This is a genomic window from Planococcus maritimus (genome assembly GCF_001592825.1).
Classification (GTDB): Bacteria; Bacillota; Bacilli; order Bacillales_A; family Planococcaceae; genus Planococcus; species Planococcus maritimus_C.
The window spans coordinates 1,284,423-1,310,315 of the sequence record NZ_LTZG01000001.1 but is presented as its reverse complement, the minus strand read 5'-3'; the positions used below and the strand labels follow the sequence as shown (position 1 = coordinate 1,310,315).

Here is a 25,893-nt window from a genome sequence, read left to right as displayed (position 1 = left end):
TAGGTCAGCTGCGCGCCTTTTTTTATTGTATTGGTTTTGGTGCGGTACGGGCAGTGACGGCCGTAGACTCGCTGAGAAAAGAGCCGAGACTTCCCGGCGGCAGCGGACGGCTGAACAAATAGCCTTGTCCGAGGATCTCAAATGGTTTCAATAGTTCAGCCTGTTCTTCGAGCTCGATGCCTTCAATAACGATATCGGCATCAAGGTTTTTGCCGACTTCGATGATGGCGGCGAGGATGAACAAGTTCCGTCGATTAATCAGGACTTCATCAATCAAGGATTTGTCGATTTTCAAGGTATCGATTTCGACAATTTTAACAACGTTCAATGAAGAATAGCCAGCACCGAAATCATCGATGGCGATGCGCAGGCCGAATGCTTTCAGCTCACAAATGATGCGTGCCGACTGCTCAATGTCGAGCATGACACTTTCGGTGATCTCGATTTCAAAGCGCGTCGCATCCACTTGTTCTTCTTCAAAAATGATGCGCACTTTTTCGCTGAAGTCGGGATCCTTGAATTGACGCGCTGACACATTGACCGAAATTTTTTCGTCTGCGTGGCCAAGTACTGAGAATTCTTTGCTGTCGCGGCATGCTTGGCGCAGTGCCCATTCGCCAATCGGCACAATCCAGCCGGTTTCTTCAGCAATAGGGATGAATTCCGACGGGGATACGTTGCCAAGCGGCGATTGCCAGCGAAGAAGCGCCTCATAGCCAATGACGTCACCGCTCGCTAAATTGATTTGCGGCTGGTAATGAAGAGCGAATTGCTATTCATCGAGCGCTTTTTTCAGCGCTTGTTCTAGTTGGGTTTTCCGTGTCATTTGGCTATTGAGTTCGCGGGTAAATACTTGAACATTGTTTTTGCCATTCTCTTTTGCTGAATACATGGCAAAATCGGCTTCCTTGATGAGTTCTTCCCCGTCGCTTTCACAGCCTGTCTGAATCGCGATGCCGATGCTCAAGGTCACAGAAAATTCCTGGCCGAGCAATTGCACCGGTTCACGCATGACGTCGAGAATCGTTTCGGCAAGTGCGTGGGCTTTAGCTTCGGTCGTATTTTCCGATACGATGATAAACTCATCGCCCCCAAAACGTGAAATGGTATCCCATGGACCCAAGCAGGAATGGATACGGTTGGCGACAATTTTCAGGAATTGGTCACCGCCGAAATGCCCGAGCAAGTCGTTGACGTTCTTAAAGTCGTCAAAATCGACCAGCAAGACAGCGATTTTTTGCTGATGTTCTTCCGTTCTTGAAAGTACATCTCGGATATTTTGATAGAACCAGTGCCGGTTTGGAAGCTCGGTCAACTGATCCGTGAAGGCCAGGTTATTGATTTTTTGTTCTGACGCTTTTTTCTCTGTGATGTCGCGAACAATCGCAAAGACCCCGTCAATTTCGCCATTGCGCCGTTTTGGCACGGCATTGATGTCGACTTCGATGATGTTGCCGTCTTTCCGTTTGATGCGCTGTTCAAAATTGACCGCTTCGCCTGAAACGGCGGATGTGAAAAAGCTTTGCACGCGTTCAAGGTTTTCTGCGATCAGCGGTGTGAAATCGATGCCGATCAATTCCTCGCGCGTGTAGTCGCTCAATTCTTCTGTCATGGAATTAGCGTTGACGAAACGCCCGTCTTTATCCATTTCAAAAACCGCGTCCAAATTGTAGTCAAAGAGCGAACGGTATTTTTCTTCACTTTCCGCAAGCATCGCCAGTGCCCCTTTTTCAGCAGAAATGTCTTTAGCAATACCGTAGACGCCCGTTACTTGCCCGTCCGTCACAATCGGCATATTGGTGATGCGTAACGACACGCGGCGGCCAGATTTGTGTATACCCACTGTTTCGTAATTTTGAATGATGCCATTAAGCGCCATTTGAAATTTTTCTTCTGCTATTTCCAACTGATGGTGATCTGCAAATGCGTGGAAAGATTCTTCAAGCAATTCTTTCCGTGAATAGCCGAGCAAGTGAACGAGTGAATCGTTGACATCTATTAAACGCCCTGACAAATCCATCGAAAAAATCCCGTCAGGATTGTTTTCAAATAAGGATTCGTAGCGCTGCCGGTTCAATTCAAGCTCCCGTTCGATTTGTTTCTGGACTGTAATATCGCGAATCAGTAATTGTACAGCAGAGGTGCCTTCAAATTCGATGCTCATGCCCGTCAACTCCACTTCGTGAGAGATGCCTTTTGGCGTTACCCATAATTGCTCAGCGGGGGGAGTGCTGAGTCCTTGATTCATGGAGGCAATACGAGACTTTGCAATGTCGTGGTAATTGGGGTGGACATAATCCAGCACGGCAGTTCCAATCAATTTATCAGCGTCGGTTTCACCGAACATTTCCAGGCAGGCTTTATTCACATACAAGAGCTTGCCGTCGCTATGAATAGCGATCGCTTCAGGAGATATTTCTGCAAGCCTGCGGAATCGCCGTTCACTTTCGCGGATTTTGCTCAAATAAAGCTTCTCATTGATCAATTGTTTACGGTCCAGATAAGCCAAATACCCAGCGATAGCCAGCAGCAAGACAATCAGCGCCGACACCACGAACGCGAGACCCATATTCGTGAAGGAAGCGGGCCCTGCGGAGGCAGTGGAATAGCTGACAGCTTGCATTCCGGTATAGTGCGCGCCTGAGATCATTACGCCAAGAACTATAGCGCTAAGAAGTTTTCTGGCCGAAGATTCCGGCTGTTTGCGGGTGCGCGAGAAAATGCGCAAAGCGGCAATTGAAAAGCTGAATGCGATGGCTATGGATAAAAGAAACGGCATCAAGGCGAATTGGGCATTGCCCGGCACTTGAGCGGCTGCATTGCCGGTGTAATGCATGAACAACACCCCGAATCCAATGAAAAATCCGCTGAAATACAAATGTCTTTTAGGCGGATTCGTTGTACGCAATACATAGAAAGCGGGAAATGCTGCATTGAATGCTCCGAGCAGCGAAATGCACAGCAAAATCGGATCGTATTGCACAGGAGATGCGGAATGATAAGTCAAGATGCCGATGAAATGCATGGAAAAAATGCCCGTGCCGAACACCAGTGAGCTGCCAATGACCCACCAGAGCGGATGCGTGCGGCTCCTATCGGCAATCCGGCCGATTAAAAGGAGCGCTATATAGGAAGCGGCGATGGCTGTCATAACAGAAAACGCCATAAAAACCAGGCGCGCAAATTCGAGAGGCATATGAGACAGTCCCTTCGTGATTGGATTATGAGGACTATTATACCCCATCTGAGCGGTACAAAAGTACAGAAAAAACACCTATAAAAGTTATACTGAAAAGAAATTCATGACAATTATCGATAGAGAATAAAAAACTATCACAGCTAATAAGTAACATCGTCTATTCTGTAACATGTAATGAAATAAGCTGGAAATGGTGCAACTGCAGCGATTTGGCGGCGAACCGGGAAGTCTTCAGTGAGCGTAACGGGATTTTATACAAGGGCGACGGTGTTGGCTAATTTGAGGCGTGAGCAGACTCACAACGTCCTTTAGCATTTTCAATAGGCTTTTTTCCCATACCCAAAATGGAAAACTTGTAAGCGAAATACTGAAATGTTCTAGTACTTTATTCGAATAATGCGAGGTTTGGTTCTTTGTTTAGATAGTGCACGATAAGTGAATGCAATTGGGCCCGGTGATGAGTGAGGTGGACGAGTGTTTCCAATAACCATTCAAAGCGACTATAGCTAACGCCCCAGTAAGCGGAGTGCTTTTTTTGAAGTTGTTCTTCATCTAATGATAAGTAAAAATGATGAAGCTGATCGAAACCGCGGTTCAGTTCGGCGATTGCTTGATTTTTGGAAGCGGGCGTTCGCGATTTGTAAAAGGCCGCCATCTCATGTTCATCTGCCCCATTTGCAATACGAAGGTCGGCTACGCAAACCAATGCGAGGTGGCTGGCCAATTCGCCAAGCGAAAATTTTCCTTCGGTTGGCCGCAGTTCCCATTCGCTTTCTTCTATAGTAGAGATCAATTCGCCGGCGGAGGAAACGATGAGTTCCAATTGGTGAAATACTTGCTCGCAATAAAATTGCATGACCACAGCTCCTATCGGTTTCTTTTCATTAAGCATAGCACTCGCTAGTGATTTCCTGCCTAAGAAAAGCTAGTGGAGTTACCCGAAACAAAAAAGATTTTATCAATTTTAAAATTCTTTTTAAAAAATGTGATCTAAATTGATCTGCTCTCCGTTGAGTAAGTAGAACGAAAAAAACAATAACAAAAACAAAGGAGAGATGGATGATGAAAATGAATAAATTGATGGTGGCACTGCCACTAAGCCTATCCCTACTCGTACCAACAGCAGCACTTGCAGATGACCACGGAGGACATAGCCAAATGCAAATGGAATCGCCGACAGCTACGGAAGCGGCAGAACTTCGCATCGCGCTTGATACCGTATTGACGGAGCACGCATTCCTTGCAGTGGAAGCTATGCGTAAAGGCGTGGACGGCGCTGAAGATTTCGAACAGGCGTCTGGCGCATTGCTCGCTAACGCAGCAGATTTGAAAGCAGCAGTTGCTTCTGTTTATGGTGAAGAAGGCGGAGAGCAATTCGATGCAATCTGGCAGTCACATATCGGCTATTTCGTTGATTATGTAACAGCAACGGCAGAAGGCAACGAAGAAGGCAAAAAACAAGCACTCGCTGAATTGGAAGAATACAAAGTTGAACAAGCTAAATTCTTTGATGCAGCAACAGAAGGACGTTTGTCTGAAGAAGCAGTCGTTAAAGGATTGGATGCACACGTTGATCAATTGATCGGTTCATTTGATGCATACGTTGAAGGCGACTTCGAAACAGCTTATGAGTGGGAGCGCGAATCCATTCACCACATGAGCATGTTCGCTGAAACATTGTCAATTGCGATCACAGATCAATTCCCTGATAAATTCAACAACACAAATCCGGATACACCAGCGGTTGACCTCCGTGCTAGCCTTAACATGACGTTCACAGAGCATGCTGGACTTGCAGCAATGGCTATGCAAGACGGTGCTGATGGAGCGGAAAGCTTCGACCAGGCAGCTGGAGCACTACTTGCGAACGCAGATGACCTGTCTGCAGCAGTCGGTTCTGTTTACGGTGAAGAAGCCGGAGCACAGTTTGAAGAAACGTGGAAATCCCACATCGGCTATTTCGTCGACTATGTAACAGCGACTGGTGAAGGCAACGAAGAAGGCCAAGAACAAGCGCGCGCTGAGTTGGATCAATACATCATGGACCAAGCAGCATTCCTGGATTCAGCAACAGAAGGACGCGTACCGGCTGACGCACTTGAAGAAGGATTGACAGCACACGTTGAGCAATTGCTAACAGCATTCGATAGCTATGTTGCTGGAGATTACGAAACAGCTTACGCTTCGATCCGTGAAGCTTACGCACACATGAACATGCCAGCAGCTGGCTTGTCTGCAGCAATCACTGACCAGTTCCCAGAACAGTTCGGTGAAGCGGAAATGCCATCAGAAATGCCATCAACAGGTATGGGCGGCATGAGCGGCAACTCCACAGCGCCTTACCTATGGGCACTTGCTGGACTATTGCTTGCAGCGTTGATCACAACCGTATCGGTTCGTACAAGAAAACAATAATGATTTCGGAAACCGGAGAAGCTCAAGCTTCTCCGGTTTTTTTGTGGAAAAAAGATGCGGCTTTTAAACCGTTCTTTAATCTATTAACTGGAAAAAGTTTAGGAGAATATGGAGCTGGCTATAGTAGGGGAAACGGGCTGCGCATCATCGATTATGTGACACTCTACAGTTCGGATAGGTGGGTTATGATGAACTATACGGGCATCGTGCTGATCGTGTTATCGGCAATATGCTAGGGAATTACCGGAGGGCTGGCGGATATAATGCTCAGCAAGGGCTGGGATCCGCTGACCATCTCCTTTTATCGTGGAGCGATTGGCTTAGCGTGTTTTATGGCGTGGACTCTTTTAAACAAAATGAAAAAACAGGATGTATCGCTTCAGTTGATTTGGTGGTCCTCTGTAGCGGGCATCGGAGTAGCGGGCAATTTCACTTTTTATTTTTTGAGCATCGAGTCGACCAGCGTGCTGATCGCCGCGACTTTGATGTACACTGCTCCGTTGTTTGTGATGCTGGCTTCGTTTTTGCTTCGCTTGGAGAAGTCGACCTGGTTCAAATGGGGCTGTATCATTAGCGTACTGGCTGGGATTGTGCTGCTGACAAAAGCCTATGATACAGGCTCATCGGCGGTCAATTTCATAGGTGTGGCAACTGGTCTTGGCGCGGGGCTTTCTTATGCGTTGTTCATCTTTGGATTCAAGAATGCATCTGAAAGTGGCAGGCCGCAACTGGTTTTGACGTTTGCATTTATCGCTTTCAGCGCCGTGCTCGCTTTTTTTATCGATGGCAAAGAAGCGGCCTCTGTGTTCAGTTCAAGTGATGCCGTTTGGTTTTTGGCCATCGGGATTGTAGGCGCTGGCCTTTCGTTTGCGCTCTATACGATTGGCGTACAACAGACTGCGCCTTCTACCGCTTCGATTATTGCAATGGTAGAACCTGTGACTGCTTCGTTATTTGGCGTGGTTTTGCTTGGCGATGCACTAGCGATTGTCCAGATTATCGGTATGATGATTATTCTTCTAACGGTGACGACGCTGAGCTTTAAGAAAGGTAGCTAATCCTTTTCCATCCGGAAATCGCTTCCTTGAATGAGTGTAGATGAGAACGTGAAAGTGTATACGCATAAATGTCTTCAATCGTTAAATCGAGATTCGTTTTTCTAATCGCTGGCCGGCTATGGGATGGCCTCTAGCCATAAGCCAAAAAGGGCAATTGTCTTATGGCGTCGGCTCACCCTTGCCACTCGGCGTCGAACGCAAAAAAATCCCTGTCCGGCAATGCCGGACAGGGATTTTGCTATTTTTCAGCTACATAAGCTTTTTCGGATTCTTCCAAGTCGACGTTAACAGAAACAACGTAATAGCGTTTCGATTCGTCGGCTTCAAGCGCAATGCTTTTGCGTTCGAATAGGGAGATGGTTGCGATTTTCTCTGCTTCGCCGCTTTCAATGTCTTCTTCATAGACGCGGTAGCCTACAACAGAATCGTCACGAACGGCGTACCATGATAATGAAGCTGCGTTAAGTTTCACGTTATCAGGAGCGTCAGGTGTTTGTTCTTTCATGGCCGAATCGGATATGAGTTCTGCGGAAACGACTAGGCGTTCTTCATGAGAACCGATGTCGCGGTTGTAATCGCCAGTACATGTGATGAGGTTTACCATGCGTTTGTCTGAACGTCCGAAGATTTCTTGTACCGGTGCCTCGTCCGTGATGTAGCTTGAGGTGCCGCGCACTTCAAATACCATTTCGCGTCCGTCTTTGTCTGTCAGGGTAAATTGATCGCCTGTTTTCAATTGATCGAGTTTGTAAAAGACGGCGGGGCCTGTCAGGCTGTCGACGTGGCCGGCAAGAACGGTATTGCCTTCTGCGCCTGCTTTAAAGCCTGGAGCGAACCAGCCGACTTGGTCGACATCATCCGGGACGCCCATCTCGCCGTTGTCCAATACGCCGGTTTCTTCAATGGCGGCATCGACTCCTATAGAAGGAATTGAAATGCGTACCGGTTTCATACCGAGCAAATTGTCGATTCGTTCTTGGCGCAGTTCTGCCAGCTTTTTCTGTTGCACGGGGCGGACAGGAAATTCAGCGATTTTGTCTTTATACTGGGTATCGAGCCGTTCGCTTGGCGTTTTTTCTTCAGCCGGTTTAGCGGCTGTCTGGGTGGTGTCGGCCGTTTGGCTTTCGGTCTTTTGTGAATCTTGGCTATTCAACGGGTCGAGAATGAAGAATAGCGTAATACAAAGGGCTGTAGCCAATCCCATGATTAAATATTGTCTCATCTGCACATCCACCTTCCATCGTTCATTAATCAATATGTTCATTTTGACTGATCGCGGCCGGCTTTGGAAACAGAAAGCTTCAGATTTCTTTGCTTTCTTGCCGGTCTTGGCCTGAATGGCCTCTTAATAGTAATAACGCAAAAAAACATGGTTTGGATCACTTTTTTCCTGTATTTAATCATTGGCGATGACAAAATAATTTGGGGCGTCGGCAAAGAAAAAGCCACAGAAAGTGAACTAATCGTTTATTTTGTGCGTTGAATAAGTAAGAACCAAAAAAAGAGTTAAACAACCTAAATGCTGCAGAGTGTAGTAAGCTAAGTATACGAAATCTGCGACAAAGGGGAAACGGTATGGAAAAAATTTCAGATGCATTGCTATACGAGCGCGTCAGGAGCAAGGACAAGGAAGCGCTCGAGGAATTGTACGACCGCTACGAAAAAATGCTTTATTCCTACCTGTGTAAAATGACGGGAGACCGGGATTTGGCAGAAGAAGCGCTGCAGGAAGTATTCGTCAAAGTATGGCGGGGAATCGGCAGTTATGATGAAAGCAAAGGCAAGTTTGTCGCCTGGCTGGTAACAATGTCGCGTAATTCGGCAGTGGATTTGATCCGCAAACAGAAAAAACCGTCCGTTCCATTGGATGAGATTGCCGAAATGGAAAGCACGGATTCTTCAGTGGAAGAAACTGCTGAATGGCAAGAAAAGAGCGACCAGATTCATCAAGCCGTCCGGCATTTATCGGAGGAGCAACAGAAAATGGTACAACTATTTTATTTTAAAGGCTACACACATGAAACCATCGCAGAAACATGCGGCATTCCACTTGGAACAGTGAAGAGTCGAATCCGCTTAGCATTAAAGAAATTAAAAACATCCTTGCAAGCAGTGCAGGAAGGGGGAGTTCTGGATGACAAACGTGAATTGTGATCAATTGATTGATTATTTGAATGGCACGTTAGACGAGCAAGAGCAAAAACAATTTGAAGCACATTTAGCGGAGTGTCCAGAATGTCGCGATATTGTCGATGCGACAGGAGAGCTCCCTTATCTGGCGGAACCGGTACAGCCGGATGCTGGCATGAAAGCTCGCATTTTGGATACGGTCTTCGATGAGGGTGAGCAAGAGGCGCCTATCGAAAAACCGACGCCCATACGTGAAAAAACGGTGCCTCCTGTAGCGATGCCAAAACGGGGCTTCCGGACTTCAAAGTGGACACCGCTCGTCGCAGCGGCGCTACTCGTCTCGCTGCTCGGAAACGCCTACGCGTTTTACGAACTAAACGATCAACCAAACGCTCCAACAGCACCTGAAGTTGCTTTTGAGACAGTCGATTTGCAGGCAAGTGAAACATTTGCAGGAGCAGGGACGGCTGCATTGGTCCATGAAGAAGGAGCGCTGAACCTTTTAGTTCAGGCAAATCAGCTGCAGCCGACGAGCGGGGATGAAGTCTATCAGGTATGGCTGCTGAAAGACGGCAAGCCGATTCCAACCGGTGCCTTTACGCCGAGCCAGGAAAATGAAGGCGCTGTGTTCTTCAGTCTAGAAGAAGACACAGAAGGCTGGGATACCATCGCTGTTACATTAGAACCGAATCGCGGGAACACTACGCCTAAAGGCGAAGTAGTCCTTAGCGCAGCGATCGAGCCAGAAGCATAATCGCATTAAAATTATTCTGAGAGCAGCACTTATACAGGTGCTGCTCTTTTTGTATGGGAAACTTTCAGTCGAACCCTCTCCTACCGTAGGTGTTTAGGTAGAGGTGTGATTCTTGTATCCGTACCTTTAGAACTGTTCTTCTCAAGCACTGCTATAAATGGTTTTCTGAATATTCAAAAAGGGTATTTATAGATAAAACTCTGTGCTTTTCTAAGAAGGAGGCGGGTACTGTGGGGGCAAACACTTCCATGCGTGGAAAAGTTGTAGTCATTACCGGAGCGTCAAGTGGAATCGGCCGTGGGTTGGCTGAGCGCTTAGCGGGAGAAGGGGCGAAATTGGTCATTGCTGCCCGCAGGACGCGATTGATCGAGGAACTGGCAGGCGTACTGGGTCCGTTGGTCGTTCCTGTAACCGCAGACGTCAGTCATGCAAAAGATGTCGAAAGTTTGCATAGAGCGGCGGTAAACAATTTTGGCAGCATCGATGTGTGGATCAATAACGCTGGAACCGGTGTCTACGGGCCATTTACCAACACGCCGCTGCGCGATTTGAATCGCATAGTCGAAGTCAATATGCTGGGCACTATGTACGGCAGCCATTTTGCGCTGCGCCGGTTTAAGGAACAAAAGTACGGGACCTTGATTAATGTGTCGTCATTTGCGAGCAAAATACCGATGCCCTATGGAGCTGCTTATACTGGCAGTAAATTTGGCGTCAGCGGCTTGTCGGATGGCTTGTATGAAGAGCTTCAGCTGGAAGATTTTCCGAATATCCATGTCTGCTCCATCGACCCTTGGGTCACGGATACTCCATGGACAGAGCATGCAGCTAATTATTCCGGACATGAGATAGTGGTCGGTCCGCCGGATGACCCGCTCAAAGTAATCGAAGCCATTCTCGGCTTGATTGATGAACCGAGAAAAAACTTGGAAGTCGGCAAGGGGAAAGCGGCGGCTATTTTTGGGCAGCTTGTGCCAACTCTTTCGAAGGGGCTCAGCGGACAGGAATTAAAAGAAATGATCGAATCGGCTCCGGCAGCGGGGCTGACTTCTGGCAGCCTGCATGAGCCGGTTGAGGAAGGGCGTGCGGTTTCGGGAGATTTGCGTGAGCGTTTTGAACAACAAGAAGAGCTGTGAAGAAAGGAGGAGGCGACATGGCACAGGAAAAATCGCGGCGCGGTCAGACAATCGTCATTACCGGTGCCTCCAGCGGGCTCGGCAAGGAAGTGGCAAGGCAATTGGCCATAGACGGGGCCAATTTGGTCCTGGCAGCACGCAGCACCGGCTTGATCGAAGCGCTTGCTTGTGAACTCGGGCCAAATGCCATTGCCGTAACGATGGATGTCAGTCGTGAAGCGGATGTCGCTTGGTTGTTTGAGGAAGCCTTGACCAGTTTTGGGAAAATCGATGTATGGATTAACAACGCAGGTGTGGGAGTGATTGGCCCGTTCACATCTATTCCGCTCGAAGATCTCACGCGCATGGTGGAAGTGAACGTCAAAGGAACAGTAAACGGCAGTCATTTTGCGCTTCGCCATTTTAAAGAAATCGGCAGCGGCACCTTGATCAATATTGGCTCGGTAGCGAGTGATGTCTCTTTTCCCTATTTTACCGGCTACAGCGCCAGCAAGCATGCCGTTCTCGGTTTCAGTTCAGCGCTCAATGAAGAAATGAAACTCGAAGGCTACCATGACATCCATGTTTGTTCGGTGCTCCCATGGGCAACAGATACGCCGTGGTTCGAATATGCGGGGAATTATTCCGGGAAAGTCGTCGATATGAAGTCGATGAACGATCCCCGGCAAGCAGCCAAAGTGATCCTTGACTTAATCGATGAGCCGAGAGAAGTAGTAGAAGTTGGTAAACGAACGAAAACTATACGCTTATTATCGCGGATGGCACCGAAAGTAAGAGAGAAACGTTCAGCGCGTTTCGTTAGGATCAATCTTGAAAAATTGCCGCCTAAAGCGGCGCATAGTGGAATTCTGCATGAATCGACAGAGGAAAGGGAGAATCCTCCTGGCGGTCACCGAAAAGCTTAGGCGAGCGTGCCTGAGCTTTTTTTATAGGGGTAGAATCTATTCTTCCAGTTGTTTACAAGAATAGTGGAATATGATTAGATGGAAATATAAGGGGGAAGTGCTCATGAATATTACAGAAAAAGAACATCAGGGTGGTCGATGGCATGCGTGAAGCGACTGAATACACTCAATTAAATCCATTTACGGCTATTTGGACACGTCCGCGCGAGACCGTCCGTTATGTTATTGAAGAAAAGCCGACAAGTTTTATTGTTCTACTTCTCGTCTTGACGGGCTTTGCAGGGGGACTTTCGGGTGCATCAAGCGAGGAACAATTCTTTTCTACAGTGACAGTCATCCTCGGATCTTTGTTTTTAGGACCTCTTGCTGTCTTGGTCGGGATTTCGATTGCTTCCGGCATTTATCTTTTGTTCGGCAAGTTGTTCGGCGGGGTCGGGACTTATACGGAAATGTTCCGGGCAGTCATCACCTCGAGCATTCCGCAAATTTGGCTTTTGCCAATGTGGCTGATTTGGCTCCTTGTATCACCGGCAACCTTTTATATGGAAAGTGAATCCGCTATGGTTGAACCGGATACGGGAATCGGCATGGTAATTGGCTTTATACTGCTGGCCGCATCGTTTATCGTTGCAGTCTGGACCTTTGTCATTCAATGCAAGGCAGTGGGAGAAGCGCATCGTTTTTCAGCGTGGAAAGGGTTTTTCGTCATTGTAATTCCTTCTTTTCTACTATCTGTTGTCGTTATCTTCTTCTTGGTGGCCATCTTGTTTACGGTATTTTAAAGGAAAGTAAAAAAAGCGATTCCGTATATTTTCGGAATCGCTTTTTGCATTTTTACTGAGATGGCTTCGACTTCGTTTCGGATGGGCGGGAAACACGCTTTGTGAAGATTTCCTTTTATTCAGGTGTTTTCGTCCTGTTCCTTGCCAGTCAATTTCGCCGCTGCAGCATCAAAGTTTCGGTAGTTCATGCCGTATTCGCTATCGACGTAAAGAACGAGCTTGCCGTTTTGGATCTGCTGATAATATTGTTCCGCTTCCGCATCAGAGAGCCCCATTTGAATGAGTGCATCCTTCGTTGGGTCTTCACCGGAAATAAATGATTTGAATTTATCCATGAAGTCGCCTTCATCCGTATTCAACTGGACATCTGTCTGGCCTTGTACCATCTGCAGCTGTTGGCCGTTCAATGCGACGACGTACATGTCTTGTTCTCTATATCCCTGTGCTTTCAATTCCCCGATTTCGTGAATCACTTCCGCCTGCACATCGAATGTACCGATCATTTTGTGGCCATGTTTTTGCATCCTCGCATCCTCCTGTAAGGTTATTTTTTACCGACTCGTCTTTACGGCTTATGTACCCGAAAATCGAGAATCGATAAACCTTCCGTGCATCTTGCCTTAAGTGGACGTAAAGAAAAGATACTTTCGATGTTAGGGAAAGAAAGTATGAAGTTGCAAAAAGCTTATTGAAATGAAGAAAACAGAAAAGCATTTGTGCCTAGTAATAAAAATTTTTGTAAACCTATTGTAATGTTCGTAAAATATCATATAATTGGAAAAGAAATGAATACATTACAGAATGGGGAAACGATTAACGATGACTTATAGCAAAGTTTTGACGACTGCGGCATTGACTGCAGCTTTGGCTCTTGGAGCAGTTTTACCGACTGGCGCAGCTTCTGCGGCCACATTGACGGAAGGCAATTCAGACCGTATTTTTGGCAGTGACCGCTACCAGACTAGCTTGGAAGTTTCTTTTTACGGTTGGGACGATGACAGCATTGAAACAGTAGTAGTTGCGACTGGCGCCGATTTCCCGGATGCTTTAGCTGCAGCACCGCTGGCAGGTCTTCATTATTCACCTTTGCTTTTGACGAAAAAAGATTCACTGCCTGAAGGATTTGCGGCTGAGTTGAAGCGATTGGGTGCGGATAACGTTATCCTAGTCGGCGGAACTGGTGCTATTTCTGACAAAGTCCAAACCCAAATCAAGAACCTTGGCGTAAAAGTGGATCGTATCAGCGGCAAGACGCGTTACGAAACCGCTGTTAACATCGCAGAAGAAGTAGGCATGGGAGACACGCTTTACGTCGCTACAGGCGCAAACTTCGCAGATTCATTGTCCGTTTCCCCGGCAGCAGCGCTTTACGCTGACCCGATTCTCCTTGTGCCGGCAACTGGCGCGGTTCCAACAGTCGTTGCGGATTACATTGAAGAAAACCAGCCGGAGTGGCCGCTTGTTGTCGGTGGTACAGGCGCAGTAGGACCGGCAGTTGAAGCATTATTCGAAGAAGAGCCGATTCGTTTCGCAGGTGCGACTCGTTATGAGACTAACCAACAATTTAACGAATTTGCATTGGAAAATGGTTTCTTGGTAGATGAAAATGAAGTATCTATCGCAACCGGCACCAATTATCCGGATGCACTATCAGGTAGTTCTTTAACTGCTTCGTATGGCGGGCCTTTGGTCTTGACTGCCAAAACGCCAGCTGCCGCTTCTAAAGAGCAAATTCAAGACTTCGCATCAAAAGATTCTTTCTACACAATCTTTGGTGGCGAAGGGGCCGTTTCATCTGATACATTGAAAAAATTGTTCGCTAAATAATATTTGAAAAATGCCTGCCATCCGGCGGGCATTTTTTTGTGAATAAAAGCAGGCCCTTGTCCGGAAGCTTCGGTATAATGAATTCATTGCAAAAAATAAAGCCAGCAGCAACTAACGGAGGTCGCCATGGAAAAGGAAATGGTATTGTTCGGTAAACGAGTGGTAGAGGAAAAATACATGATTGCAGGATTGATTCAAGAAGAACGGCAAGCAGATTTGACGGCAGCTTCTGTGAGCAACCAAGAGCTTTCGGCTGTAGTATTGGAAGAACGCGTCCGGTTCATCGATTTGCTCGGCACATCGATACAGAATAGCTGCTATGAAGAGAAGATAATGGCGGATATGGCGAAATGGGGGACCGCGACCGGCAATTTTTTCTTAGCGCATGGCATGTCATTAGACGTGGCGCTTGCAGAAACCGCCTTGTACCGAAAACACATTGCGACTTTGATCAAAAGTGAAGGCCGCCGCTTAGCGATTTCCCCGGAAATAACGTACGATGCGGCAGAACTGTTGCATGCGCTTTTGGATCACGCGACATATGCGTATACCCACGCCTACACCACTTCTTATCAACGAAATCTGGCGACCGCGCGCAAAGAGTTTCTGGAATTGTCCGCACCCGTCGTTCCGATTAGTGATTCAGTCGCAATTTTGCCATTGGTCGGCAGCATTGAAATCGACCGGGCGCGTTATATTTTAGAACGAACCTTATTGTCTGCCAGTGAATTGAAAATTAGCACCTTAATTGTCGATTTATCCGGGGTTGTCCGTGTGGATACGATGGTGGCAGAACAAATCATCAAAATCATCCAATCGCTTGGGCTGATCGGCGTTGAAGCAGTGCTGACAGGAATTCGTCCGGAAACGGCGCAATCCATGACGGCACTTGGCGTTGAGGTGCGTACCTTGAATATCGGGGGCAGCTTGAAACGCGCCTTGGAAAAGGTCTACAACTAAAAAAAGCTTTGCCGCTCTTTTTATTGGGAGCGGCAAAGCTTTTTTAATTGGTGACGGCGTCTTGTTTTGCGGACGGCAGGAATTGCTGCAGCGTCGTGGTTTCTTCTGCGGTTAAAGCAAGCATCGGCAAGCGTACGCCACCGACTGGGACACCCAATAGATTGAGTGCCGCTTTGACCGGGCTCGGGCTTGGCGCTGCGAACAACGCTTTCATCGTCGGAAGCAATTTGCGATGAAGCGCGGCGGCTCCTGCTGTGTCGCCGGTGCGGAACATTTTGATCATGTCCTGCATGTCGTTGCCGATGATATGGGAAGCGACCGAGACAATGCCGGTTCCGCCGATAGAAAGCATCGGCAAAGTCAGGCTGTCATCGCCGCTATAAACCGCGAAATTAGTTGTGCGTTCGATGATTTCAGATGCGGCATCCAAATCACCGCTTGCTTCTTTGACACTCGTAATATTGTCGATCAGCGACAGGCGGACGATGGTATCGACCGATAGATTGACGACACTGCGGCCCGGGATGTTATACAGCATGACTGGAAGCGTCGTCGCGCTTGCGATGGCTTCAAAATGGCGGTACATGCCTTCTTGCGACGGTTTGTTATAGTAAGGAGTGACGAGCATGACGCCATCGACGCCCGCTTGCTCTGCTTGCTCGGTCAAGGCGACCGATGCACGCGTGTTGTTCGAGCCGGTGCCCGCGATGATTTTCGCGCGCCCATCGGCTACGGTAACAACATGAACGAACAATGCCACTTTTTCGTCTATCGACAAAGTCGGCGATTCGCCAGTTGTTCCGGCGACGACGATTCCATCTGAGCCGTTATTGATCAAATACTCCACAAGATTTGTTGTTGCTTGAAAATCGATTTCACCGTTTGCATCGAATGGCGTCGCCATCGCAGTGATCACTTGACCGAAATTCATAGAGAACACACCCTTTTCTAAGTTTTTTTCAAAAGTTAGAGGTGGGGGCCGGTCCGAAGTAAACAAAAAGGCAGCAACGGGGGCCCGTTGCTGCCGTTAGAAACAATGTTTACCCATCGTTCCTGTTCGTCAGATAGCCCTCCATATAGTTTCCTATATGACAGTCCGGCACTTCTTCAGTGCAGAACCAGCGCGCAGGAATATGAGCATCCTGCCGCTTCGGCAAATCCCCCTTTCGACAACCGTCCTAAGAGCCCATACTCCTCGGGTTGCGTACTGATGGTTTTTGCGCCTCTATCCTCGCTCCACTAAGGAAGCAAGAAATTATTGAATTAGCTGTAATATAACAGAAAGAAAAGGGAATGGCAAGTGGAAATGCATTTTTTATTTTGTAAAATGTGGGAATAGAGCGCTGCGGCGTGAACTGCTCTCAAGAGATCAAAGGAGGCAATCAAATGGACGATCATCAAATGGATAGACAATTGAATATCCAAACCGGTGGCGAACAAATGGGCTTTAATGCATCGATGCATGAGCACCGTTTCGAAGTGACACCCTATGCGTGGCTGGATAGATTGTTCAAGGCGCATCCGCTGAAAGGAGCAGGTAGGCTGGTCGATTTCGGGAGCGGCAAAGGGCGCTTGAATTTCTTTGCGCACCATCTGTTTGGGACGCCGTCAGCAGGAGTGGAAGTCGACCCATCACTGCACGAAGCCTCGCTGCGGAACTTGAAAAATTATAAAGGAAATCCGGACATCGAGTTCATCAATGGTTATGCGCAAGATTATAAAGTCCAGCCGGAAGATCGCTGGTTTTATTTTTTCAATCCATTTTCCGATCCGGTGTTTATGACGGTGATAGATAGGGTTTTGGCGTCTGTGACGGAGCATCCACGGGAAATCGTCGTGATGTTATTTTATCCATCGGTCGAGTATACCGACTTTCTCGAACGGCGCACCGCTTTTGAGTGGGCCGGCGATATCGAGCTGCCAGTAGAGACGGAAGATCCACGCGAGCGGTTTCTGATTTACCGGTTGCCGAAGTGGGATTGAAGCTTCCGCTGAAACGGGTATAGCTTTATTAAAATGAAAGCGGAAAGAGGGTTTCGGTTATGAAGTGGAAAGGACGAGCAGGCAGTAAGAATGTAGAGGACAGGAGAGGGCGCGGCGTCGGCGGCCCGGTTCTTGCTGGCGGCGGAATCGGTGGTTTGCTGATTGTTTTGTTGATCACGTTTCTCGGAGGTGACCCGGGAGCGATCCTTGGCGGCGAGGGCGGAGGGGATTCTAGCTCCGAACCATATGTGGCGAGTGAGCGGGAAGAAGAACTTGCCGATTTCGTATCGGTCGTTCTCGCGGATACAGAAGAAGTTTGGTCAGAAGTATTTGCTGAAGAAGGCATGGAGTATGTCGAACCGACTTTGGTGCTGTTTTCTGAGAGTGTCCAGTCAGCGTGTGGCATGGCGGGTGCTGCGACAGGGCCGTTTTATTGTCCGGCGGATTCCAAATTGTATATCGACTTAAGTTTTTATGACGAGTTAGAGCGCCAGTTTAATGCGCCCGGTGATTTCGCGATGGCGTATGTCGTAGCGCACGAAGTCGGCCACCATGTGCAGAATCTGCTCGGTGTGCTCGGGGACGTACAGCAGGCGCGTAATCAGCTAAGCGAGACGGAATACAACCAATTGCAAGTGCGTCTGGAGTTGCAGGCGGATTATTTATCGGGCGTCTGGGCACATCACGCTCAAGGCATGGGGTATTTAGAAGAAGGCGATTTGGAAGAAGCGTTGACTGCGGCAAGTGCAGTTGGCGATGATACGATCCAGAAGCGGACGCGTGGCTATGCCGTTCCGGAAAGCTTTACGCACGGTACTTCGGAGCAGCGCAAAGAATGGTTCTATAAAGGCTTTCAAGCAGGTGATCTCAATAGCGGCAATACCTTTGACGCACCGGAATTATAAGCTTTCGAAAAGATTGATATTTTGCGCTTAGTGATTCATTATAAAGAATAGACAGTCTTTTTCATCAATGAAAAAATGAAGAAGAAATCCTATTCTATGAAGGAAGTACACTCATGACAGAAGAGCTAATGACAGAAGACAATATTACCCGTCTTGAAGTGGACGGCAAGCAAGTGATTTTGATCGGCACCGCGCACGTATCCAAGCGGAGTGCTGAGCAAGTAAAAGAAGTGGTCGAGCGCGAACGTCCGGATTCAGTGTGCATTGAACTCGATGCGCAGCGCTATGAATCGGTAACGCAGGACAAAAAATGGAAAGAGACCGATATTTTCAAGATCATCAAAGACAAGAAAGCCAGTTTGCTGCTAATGAACTTGGCGATTTCTTCGTTTCAGAATCGCCTGGCCGACCAGTTCGGCATCAAGCCTGGGTCTGAAATGATCCAAGGCATCCGTTCAGCAGAAGAAACCGGGGCAGAACTCGTGCTCGCTGACCGCAATATCCAAGTGACGTTTTCGCGCATCTGGGGCGGTATTGGGTTGATGGGCAAGGTTCAGCTGATTTCTTCCGTGTTTTTCAGCATCTTCAGCAAGGAATCGATCTCCGAAGAAGAACTCGAAAAGATGAAACAGCAAGATACCTTGAATGCCGTCATGGACGATTTCACCAAAGCCTTTCCGCGCATCAAAAAGCCGCTCATCGATGAACGCGACCAGTATTTGGCGCAAAAAATCAAAGAGGCTCCCGGCCAAAAGATAGTGGCGGTACTCGGGGCGGCGCATATTCCCGGCATCAAGCAAGAAATTTACCGTGATCAAGATTTGAAAGCACTCAATGAAGTGCCGAAAAAATCGAACTGGCCGAAAATCATCGGCTGGGCGATTCCGATAATGATCTTGTCGATTATTGCCTATACGTTCTATGCCAACCCGGCAGCGGGCTTTGATCAAGCCATCAGCTGGATTCTTTGGAACGGCACGCTTGCTGCCATCGGTTCTGCGGTCGCATTCGGCCATCCGCTCGCGATTCTCACCGCCTTTGTCGCCGCGCCGATCTCCTCGCTCAATCCGCTCGTTGCGGCCGGTTGGTTTTCCGGGCTGACACAAGCGTTTGTGCGCCGCCCGAATGTCGGCGATTTCGATACTTTGTCGAAGGACGTCTTCACGGTGAAAGGCTTTTGGGACAATAAAGTGACCCGCGTATTGCTGGTCATCGTCTTGACCAACCTCGGCAGTTCGCTCGGCACATTTATCGGCGGAGCCGACGTGCTGCGTTTGTTTTTCGAAAACTTATAATTGGATTTTTAGAGCTTCTGCGGGACATCCTGCAGAAGCTTTTTTATTTCCGGATATTCGCATAAAAATGTAAAAAAACATTCTCGATGAGTGATTTTTATCATAAAAAGGAGTATAACTAAAGTATAAAACCGAACGGAGGCGCATGGAGATGGATTTCCTCCTGATGGGAATCTTGTTGTGGTCACTGGTCATTGCCGCATTGCTGCTCGGGTTGTACGGCGTTTGGAAAAGATCATGGAAAGCGTTGTTTTGGGGAGGGGTTGCGTCACTTTTGCCGATGGGCTTAATCTTTACGGGAGATGACAGCTGGGTGTTCAAATTGAGCATCGTGCCGCCTCTTCTCATGTTTATCGGGGCATACTTCTTTAAACAGCGCCGACCTGAAAAAGTGTGACCGAAAACCGGCCGAAAAAAATCGGCCGGTTTTCAAGTGTATAAAGTGGTACTTTCTACTCTTCGGTTATACAATAATTATACAATAACCGGAGGGAGAGAATCCTTATGCAGTACATACTTGAACGCAGTAAATTATTCATTTTCTTGATTCTGATCCTCATGTTGGTCGGTGTTTATACATTTCTTACACTGCCACAGCGAGAAATTCCCGAAACGCCTCCAGGGCTCGTACTGATTTCCACCATTTTGCCTGGCGCAGAGCCGGAAAAAGTGGAAACAAGCATTACCAACCCGATCGAGAGGCAATTGCAAAGCATCGATGGCATCGCGTCGATGAATTCCATCTCAGCGAATTCGGCTTCCATTATCACGTTGGAAATTGAAGATGGCATCGAACCGGATGGCTTAATCAATTCAATTCAGCAACAGGCACAGCGCGCTGCCGGCAGTTTCCCGGACCAAGCGCAGGACGTCAGTGTCGAGAAGCTGGATCTGACTTTCCCGTTGGTTTCCTATATGTTTTATGGAGATGAAGAGGAACTTGCACAACTTGAAGAGCCGCTTGCCAAGTTATCCGATGAAGTAGAAGCGGTATCCGGCGTAGCTGGTACACAAGTCAAAGGCTTAAACGGAGAGCAAGTCGTCATTGAACTAGACGGTGATGCACTGGCAGAAAACCAATTGCAGCCGTTTGAAGTGCTGCAAAGCCTGCAACAGGCAAATCAACCTTTATCGCTTGGCACCCACAGCGACGGCGAGCAACAATTCGTCTTGACCGTCCAGCAAAGCCAAGGCATTGAGAAACTGCGCGAACTGCAGGTCGGTCAGACTGCCGTACCGCTCGCAGACGTGGCATCGGTCGAACTGACTGAAGTGCAGGCTGACGATATCGTCACCTTTGAAGGCGAGTCGTCCGTGTCGTATACAGTCTTTTTGCAAACTGGGCAAGATGTGCCATCTGTCGATGATCGCGTCAGCGAAGTGATTGACGGCTTTAACGAAGACTTGCCTGCTGGCATTTCAGCTGAACGTTATGTGTCTCAAGCAGAAAACGTCAATGAAATTTTCAGCACGCTTTATATTTCCCTATTAATTGCGGTACTCGCGGTCTTAATCGTGACAACCGCAGGACTTACGCTGTACGGCGCATTTGCCGTAGCGTTAACGGTCCTGGCATCGGTCTTGATTGGGCTGATTCCAATCCCATCGCTCGGCGTCGATTTGAACCAAATCTCGGTTATTGGCTTGATTATAGCCATTGGGATATTGGTCGATGACAGCATTGTGGTCAACGACAATATCCAGCGGCGCTACAAACTTGGCGATAATACGCTAACGGGGGCCATCAACGGGGTGAAAGAAGTCTATCCATCGATCGTATCATCGAGTTTAGCCATTGTCGTGACGTTTTCTCCGCTGTTATTGCTATCGGGAGGAAATGGTGCGTTCATCAAAGCCTTGCCAAGTGTCTTGATCACGACTATTTTAGCTTCAACGGTCTTGTCGATTACACTCGTGCCGATGATGCAATATCTGCGCACGAAGCGCAAAAAACGTAAAATTTCGGATACCCCAGGCTTCCTGGGCAAGCCGCTTGAAAAGCTGGCGCAAGTGTATTCCGAAAAAGTATTAAAAGGCGTTTTGAAACATCCTTGGCTGACCGGGGTTGGCGGATTGGTCATTGCGACAGCCTTGCTATCGCTGGCACTATTCACGCCATTCGAATTTTTCCCTGAAGCAGACCGCGAAGAAGTGACCATGAATGTCCGTCTCGCGGAAGGCACAACTATTGAAGAAACCGATGCATTCATCCAGGAAGTCACGCAAGAAGTCGCTTCTGAAGACGAGGATGTCAACGAAACGGCTGTCTTCACAGGGGAAGGCTTGCCAAATCTTTTTGCTGCCTCCATGGATAACACAGGTGCTAATACGGGCCAAGTGGCATTCCGTATCGACCGCGAAGCGACTTCCGCTTCTGCGTTTATCGATAAATGGCAGCCAGAGCTCCGCGAACGTTACCCGGATGCGGAAATCTTCCTCGATACGATTGTCCAAGGCCCGCCAGTCGGTGCACCAGTGACCGTAACGGCGACAGGGGAAGACATCAACGAACTCGCCGCACTCCGTGACTCACTCGAAGAAGAGATGCTCACAAACGGTGCGAGTGTTGTAACCGATAACCTCGGGGCTGCGGTACCGGCGATTGAATATGTACCGGAACAGGAAACGCTTGAAGACAACGGCATCGCTTTATCGACCGTTACCAATCAATTGCAGCTACTGACGCAAGGCGTTCCGCTTTATACCTTGTATGAAGGCCAGACCCCTTATCAAGTCATCTTGAAACAAGCGGGCATTACAGAAGGCGAAACTATCGATCTCTCTGCGTTCAGCTTGCCGGCTTCGTCTGCCGCAAGCGATGAAGAAGCGCAAGACGGTGAAGCAGGGCCTCCAGCTGCCGCGCAGCCAGGGCCGCCTGAACTGATCGCACTGGACGAACTACTCACGGCACAGGAAACGACGACACTTGCACAAGTGCCGCATCAATCCGGAGACCGTGCCATCACGCTTCGTGCGTTCGGTGAAGCCGATGACTTTGAAGCGCAAATGCTTGAAATCGTCGACAACGCTCGCGCCGATTTACCGGCCGGCTATGAATTGTCGACAGGCGGCGAGAATTCCGATCAAGAAGCATTCTTTGCTGAAATCGGCATCTTGTTCTTAGTCGTTCTATTGCTGGTTTATCTCGTCATCGCCTTCCAGTTCAAGTCGTTTGGCCTGCCATTCCTTGTCCTGATTGCTGTATACCTCGGCATCTCAGGCGCTATCTTGGGCTTGTTCCTGACACAGACGCCGCTTAGCTTCCTAGGCGTCATGGGAATCGTCTCTTTGACCGGGATTGTCGTTCGAAACGCAGTAGTGCTCATCGACTTTGTCGAAGTGCGACGCCTGACAGGAGATTTCGATATTAAAGAAGCAATCATCGAGTCTGGCTATGCGCGCATCAAGCCGATCGTGCTGACCTCTTTGACGTCGATTGTGGCGTTGTTACCGGTTGCGCTTTCCGGCGATCCATTGTTTGAACCACTTGCCGTCACAATCATCGCGGGTCTCATGTTCTCGGGGATCTTCACGCTCGTCATGATTCCTGCCTTGTATTATTTGTTCAACCGTAAAGACAAGAAGCAAACTGCCTGATGAGAAGCTGCAAGGTCTTCGGACTTTGCGGCTTTTTGTTGTTTGTAGGCAGAGTAAAGCTTGCCTGATGGGGTAAGCAGGAGAGAAAGGGCTATTTTTGAAAAGGGGACGATGCGTTTGGGGACTTTGGACTTAGAAGAAAAATATAGAAAACCGTTGCTCGCGGTATTGATGGCCGGCGTATTTGTAGCGATCCTGAACCAAACGCTGCTCGCCACCGCTTTGCCGCATATCATGAGAGATCTCGATATCACTGCCAATACGGCGCAGTGGCTGACGACGGTGTTCATGCTCGTCAACGGCGTCATGATCCCGATCACTGCTTTTTTAATCAATAAATACACGACACGCCATCTATTCTTTGCTGCGATGGGCTTGTTTGCGGCCGGGACGATTATTTGTGCGCTGGCGCCTGGCTTTGCAACTTTGATGGTTGGGCGCATCGTCCAAGCATCAGGTGCAGGCATCATGATACCGCTCGCACAAACTGTGCTATTCGTCATTTTCCCGATTGAAAAACGAGGCCAGGCAATGGGCATGTTTGGATTGATCATTTCCTTCGCGCCGGCGATCGGGCCAACTTTGTCTGGTTATTTGGTCGGCCAATATCCATGGCGGTCATTATTTTATATCGTCATTCCGATTGCGCTCATCGATTTGGCGCTGGCGTATTTCTTCTTGCGCAATGTAACGGAGCGGACTTTCCCGAAAATCGATATCGTCTCGATTATGTTGTCGACTTTAGGATTCGGTGGATTGCTTTATGGCTTCTCAAGTGCTGGGGCAGCCGGATGGGGCAGTGTGTCCGTAATTGCCACAATCGGTGTCGGTGCGCTGGCTTTAGTATTTTTCATTCGTCGGCAGGGCAGGCTCAAGCAGCCGATCTTGGAATTCCGTGTCTTTAAATACGGCATATTTACTTTATCGACGATACTTAGCATTATCGTGTTCGTCACGATGATCGGCAGTGCGACGATTTTGCCGATCTATATGCAGGACATGCATGGGTTTACGGCACTTGAATCGGGATTGGCATTATTGCCAGGAGCGATCATCATGGGGCTCATGAACCCAATTGCCGGGCGCATCTTCGACAAAGTTGGCGGCAAATGGCTGGCAGTCGCAGGACTCTCGATTGTCACCGGCTCAACTTTTCAGTTTACAGTCCTGACTTCTGAAACAACATTCGTCTATTTGGCTGTTATGCATGCCATCCGCATGTTGGGGGTTGCACTGGTTATGATGCCTGTAACCACAGCTGGGCTCAACCAATTACCGGATCACCTTATCCCTCATGGCACGGCGATGAGCAATACGATGCGCCAAGTGTCGGGGTCTATCGGTACGGCATTGCTGGTAACAATTATGACCAGCGCCGCGCTCGATCCGGGGCGGTACGGCGTTGAAGGCTTGATTCGAGGGGTCAATATGTCCTTTATGGTGACAGGCATTTTGAGTGCCATTGGCATCGTTTTAGCATTTTTTATGAAAAATCCAAAGGCCCAGGAACAAGGCGAGTGATGAACTGAAGATGTCACAATATGTGCATTTACTTCTTCTATCAGATTTGGTAAGATGTCTGACGACAGACAATGAATGAGAATGATTTGTTCAATTTCTGATAAAACTACTTTTAATGAGGTGAAGTTGTGAATTTACTATGGGGCATCTTCGGCATCATCGTCGTTCTTGGAATCGCTTTCTTGTTCTCTGATGGCAAAAAATCCATCAAGCCACGGACGATTCTCGGCGGTTTGGCCATACAGCTTACGTTTGCGTTTATGGTGCTAGAATGGGAACTAGGCAGACAAGCCTTGCTCAAATTGTCGCAAGGCGTGCAAAACATCATCAACTATGCTGGTGAAGGGATCGCGTTTGTCTTCGGTCCTGCAGCGGATACGCAAAACTTTGGGTTCGTCTTCGCGTTCCAAGTACTGACGATCATCATTTTCTTCTCGTCTTTAATTTCTGTGCTTTATTATTTAAACATCATGCAATTCATTATCCGTTTGCTTGGTGGGGCTTTGGCGAAATTGCTCGGCACGAGTAAAGCGGAATCAATTTCCGCAGCGGCCAATATCTTCGTTGGCCAGACGGAAGCGCCGCTAGTCGTCCGCCCGTTCCTGCCGAATATGACCAAGTCCGAATTGTTCGCGGTCATGACAGGGGGGCTCGCCTCAGTCGCAGGTTCCACACTTGCAGGGTACGCGCTTCTCGGTGTCCCACTTGAATACTTGCTCGCTGCGAGTTTCATGGCGGCTCCTGCCGGCTTGATCATGGCGAAAATCATGATCCCGGAACAGGAAGAAGTGGAAGAGAAAGAGTTTGTTATGGAAAAAGACAAGCAATCAGTCAACGTCGTTGATGCAGCTGCACGCGGGGCTTCAGACGGCCTGCAGCTGGCCTTGAACGTCGGGGCGATGCTTCTTGCGTTCATCGCGTTGATCGCATTGGCAAACGGTGTCCTTGGCGGCATCGGCGGCTGGTTCGGTGCTGAAAACATCACCATCCAAGGCATTCTTGGTTATATTTTCGCGCCGCTTGCGTTTGCGATCGGCGTCCCATGGGAAGAAGCTGTGCAAGCGGGTAGCTTTATCGGACAGAAGCTCGTCTTGAACGAGTTTGTCGCTTACACGGCATTTGCACCAGAAATTGCGAATTTATCTCCGAAGACGGTCATCATCGTCAGCTTCGCGCTTTGTGGATTCGCTAACTTCAGCTCACTCGCTATCCTTCTTGGCGGTCTCGGTGCGATGGCGCCAAGCCGTCGCCCGGAAATTGCGCGCCTTGGCATGCGTGCCATTGCAGCCGGTATGCTTGCGTCTCTATTGAGTGCAGCAATCGCTGGGATGTTCATTTAAGCAAGAGCTCGTTGTTCGAGTAAATCAAAAACCACCTGTTCCTTTGTTCATCTAAGGTGATGAACAAAGGAGAGGTGGTTTTTTCT

Annotated in this window: 21 protein-coding genes, 1 pseudogene and 1 riboswitch; of the genes and pseudogenes, 16 read left to right on the top strand and 6 right to left on the bottom strand. The window is 48.4% G+C overall.

Features of this window, described 5'->3' with window-relative positions; genetic code table 11:
- Positions 1 to 22: 22 nt before the first annotated feature.
- The 3 genes and pseudogenes from AY633_RS06390 to AY633_RS06380 form a co-directional block, all read right to left on the bottom strand.
- Positions 23 to 760 (bottom strand): annotated as a pseudogene (locus AY633_RS06390) (EAL domain-containing protein); the annotation flags it as partial.
- A 12-nt stretch (positions 761 to 772) separates the two neighbouring features.
- A complete protein-coding gene (locus AY633_RS06385; protein ID WP_068487497.1) occupies positions 773 to 3,196 on the bottom strand; it encodes a sensor domain-containing diguanylate cyclase in 2,424 nt (807 codons plus the stop codon).
- Between the two features lie 388 nt (positions 3,197 to 3,584).
- Entirely contained in the window at positions 3,585 to 4,055 is a 471-nt protein-coding gene (locus AY633_RS06380) for a DinB family protein (RefSeq protein WP_068487496.1), read from the bottom strand.
- Positions 4,056 to 4,261: 206 nt separating this feature from the next.
- On the opposite strand from AY633_RS06380, the gene AY633_RS06375 reads away from it, so the two are divergent.
- Positions 4,262 to 5,614, top strand: a complete 1,353-nt coding sequence (locus AY633_RS06375) for a copper amine oxidase (RefSeq protein WP_068465020.1) — start codon at positions 4,262 to 4,264, stop codon at positions 5,612 to 5,614.
- A gap of 239 nt (positions 5,615 to 5,853) precedes the next feature.
- Positions 5,854 to 6,672, top strand: coding sequence for a DMT family transporter (locus AY633_RS06370; RefSeq protein WP_260804545.1), 819 nt, complete (start codon positions 5,854 to 5,856; stop codon positions 6,670 to 6,672).
- A gap of 238 nt (positions 6,673 to 6,910) precedes the next feature.
- On the opposite strand, the gene AY633_RS06365 is transcribed toward AY633_RS06370, so the two are convergent.
- Complete coding sequence (locus tag AY633_RS06365) at positions 6,911 to 7,894, bottom strand: class F sortase (RefSeq protein WP_068487495.1); 984 nt, start codon at positions 7,892 to 7,894, stop codon at positions 6,911 to 6,913.
- 353 nt (positions 7,895 to 8,247) lie between these two features.
- Between AY633_RS06365 and AY633_RS06360 the strand changes: the two genes are divergently transcribed.
- The 5 genes from AY633_RS06360 to AY633_RS06340 all read left to right on the top strand — a co-directional run bounded on the left by AY633_RS06360 (position 8,248) and on the right by AY633_RS06340 (position 12,379).
- Positions 8,248 to 8,826 carry an RNA polymerase sigma factor gene (locus AY633_RS06360; RefSeq protein ID WP_068487494.1) on the top strand — a complete coding sequence of 193 codons (579 nt, stop codon included), beginning with the start codon at positions 8,248 to 8,250 and terminating at the stop codon, positions 8,824 to 8,826.
- A complete protein-coding gene (locus AY633_RS06355) occupies positions 8,807 to 9,556 on the top strand; it encodes an anti-sigma factor (RefSeq protein ID WP_068487493.1) in 750 nt (249 codons plus the stop codon). The genes AY633_RS06360 and AY633_RS06355 overlap by 20 nt, the downstream gene beginning before the upstream one ends.
- Positions 9,557 to 9,786: 230 nt before the next feature.
- Positions 9,787 to 10,692 (top strand): SDR family NAD(P)-dependent oxidoreductase, encoded by a 906-nt coding sequence (locus AY633_RS06350; RefSeq protein WP_260804527.1) that lies wholly within the window; start codon positions 9,787 to 9,789, stop codon positions 10,690 to 10,692.
- Positions 10,693 to 10,709: 17 nt separating this feature from the next.
- Entirely contained in the window at positions 10,710 to 11,597 is an 888-nt protein-coding gene (locus AY633_RS06345; protein ID WP_068487492.1) for an SDR family NAD(P)-dependent oxidoreductase, read from the top strand.
- A gap of 143 nt (positions 11,598 to 11,740) precedes the next feature.
- Positions 11,741 to 12,379: a Yip1 family protein gene (locus AY633_RS06340; protein ID WP_068487491.1), complete on the top strand. Its 639-nt coding sequence runs from the start codon at positions 11,741 to 11,743 to the stop codon at positions 12,377 to 12,379.
- A 119-nt stretch (positions 12,380 to 12,498) separates the two neighbouring features.
- On the opposite strand, the gene AY633_RS06335 is transcribed toward AY633_RS06340, so the two are convergent.
- A complete protein-coding gene (locus AY633_RS06335) occupies positions 12,499 to 12,903 on the bottom strand; it encodes a general stress protein (RefSeq protein ID WP_068487490.1) in 405 nt (134 codons plus the stop codon).
- 295 nt (positions 12,904 to 13,198) lie between these two features.
- Between AY633_RS06335 and AY633_RS06330 the strand changes: the two genes are divergently transcribed.
- Positions 13,199 to 14,206 carry a cell wall-binding repeat-containing protein gene (locus AY633_RS06330; protein WP_068487489.1) on the top strand — a complete coding sequence of 336 codons (1,008 nt, stop codon included), beginning with the start codon at positions 13,199 to 13,201 and terminating at the stop codon, positions 14,204 to 14,206.
- Between the two features lie 126 nt (positions 14,207 to 14,332).
- Complete coding sequence (locus AY633_RS06325; RefSeq protein WP_068487488.1) at positions 14,333 to 15,166, top strand: STAS domain-containing protein; 834 nt, start codon at positions 14,333 to 14,335, stop codon at positions 15,164 to 15,166.
- 43 nt (positions 15,167 to 15,209) lie between these two features.
- Here the strand turns inward: AY633_RS06325 and dapA are convergent, their stop codons facing one another.
- A complete protein-coding gene (gene dapA, locus AY633_RS06320; RefSeq protein ID WP_068487487.1) occupies positions 15,210 to 16,097 on the bottom strand; it encodes a 4-hydroxy-tetrahydrodipicolinate synthase in 888 nt (295 codons plus the stop codon).
- Between the two features lie 126 nt (positions 16,098 to 16,223).
- Positions 16,224 to 16,402: riboswitch (Lysine riboswitch) on the bottom strand.
- 150 nt (positions 16,403 to 16,552) lie between these two features.
- Between dapA and AY633_RS06315 the strand changes: the two genes are divergently transcribed.
- The 7 genes from AY633_RS06315 to AY633_RS06285 all read left to right on the top strand — a co-directional run bounded on the left by AY633_RS06315 (position 16,553) and on the right by AY633_RS06285 (position 25,807).
- On the top strand, positions 16,553 to 17,149 hold the full coding sequence (locus AY633_RS06315) for a class I SAM-dependent methyltransferase (RefSeq protein ID WP_068487486.1): 597 nt from the start codon (positions 16,553 to 16,555) through the stop codon (positions 17,147 to 17,149).
- 59 nt (positions 17,150 to 17,208) lie between these two features.
- Positions 17,209 to 18,054, top strand: a complete 846-nt coding sequence (gene ypfJ, locus AY633_RS06310) for a KPN_02809 family neutral zinc metallopeptidase (RefSeq protein ID WP_068487485.1) — start codon at positions 17,209 to 17,211, stop codon at positions 18,052 to 18,054.
- A gap of 128 nt (positions 18,055 to 18,182) precedes the next feature.
- On the top strand, positions 18,183 to 19,349 hold the full coding sequence (locus AY633_RS06305; RefSeq protein WP_068487887.1) for a TraB/GumN family protein: 1,167 nt from the start codon (positions 18,183 to 18,185) through the stop codon (positions 19,347 to 19,349).
- Between the two features lie 151 nt (positions 19,350 to 19,500).
- Entirely contained in the window at positions 19,501 to 19,746 is a 246-nt protein-coding gene (locus tag AY633_RS06300) for a hypothetical protein (protein WP_068487484.1), read from the top strand.
- Positions 19,747 to 19,853: 107 nt separating this feature from the next.
- A complete protein-coding gene (locus AY633_RS06295) occupies positions 19,854 to 22,946 on the top strand; it encodes an efflux RND transporter permease subunit (protein ID WP_068487483.1) in 3,093 nt (1,030 codons plus the stop codon).
- Between the two features lie 111 nt (positions 22,947 to 23,057).
- Complete coding sequence (locus AY633_RS06290) at positions 23,058 to 24,467, top strand: DHA2 family efflux MFS transporter permease subunit (protein WP_068487482.1); 1,410 nt, start codon at positions 23,058 to 23,060, stop codon at positions 24,465 to 24,467.
- A gap of 128 nt (positions 24,468 to 24,595) precedes the next feature.
- On the top strand, positions 24,596 to 25,807 hold the full coding sequence (locus AY633_RS06285; RefSeq protein WP_068487481.1) for a NupC/NupG family nucleoside CNT transporter: 1,212 nt from the start codon (positions 24,596 to 24,598) through the stop codon (positions 25,805 to 25,807).
- Positions 25,808 to 25,893: the final 86 nt, after the last annotated feature.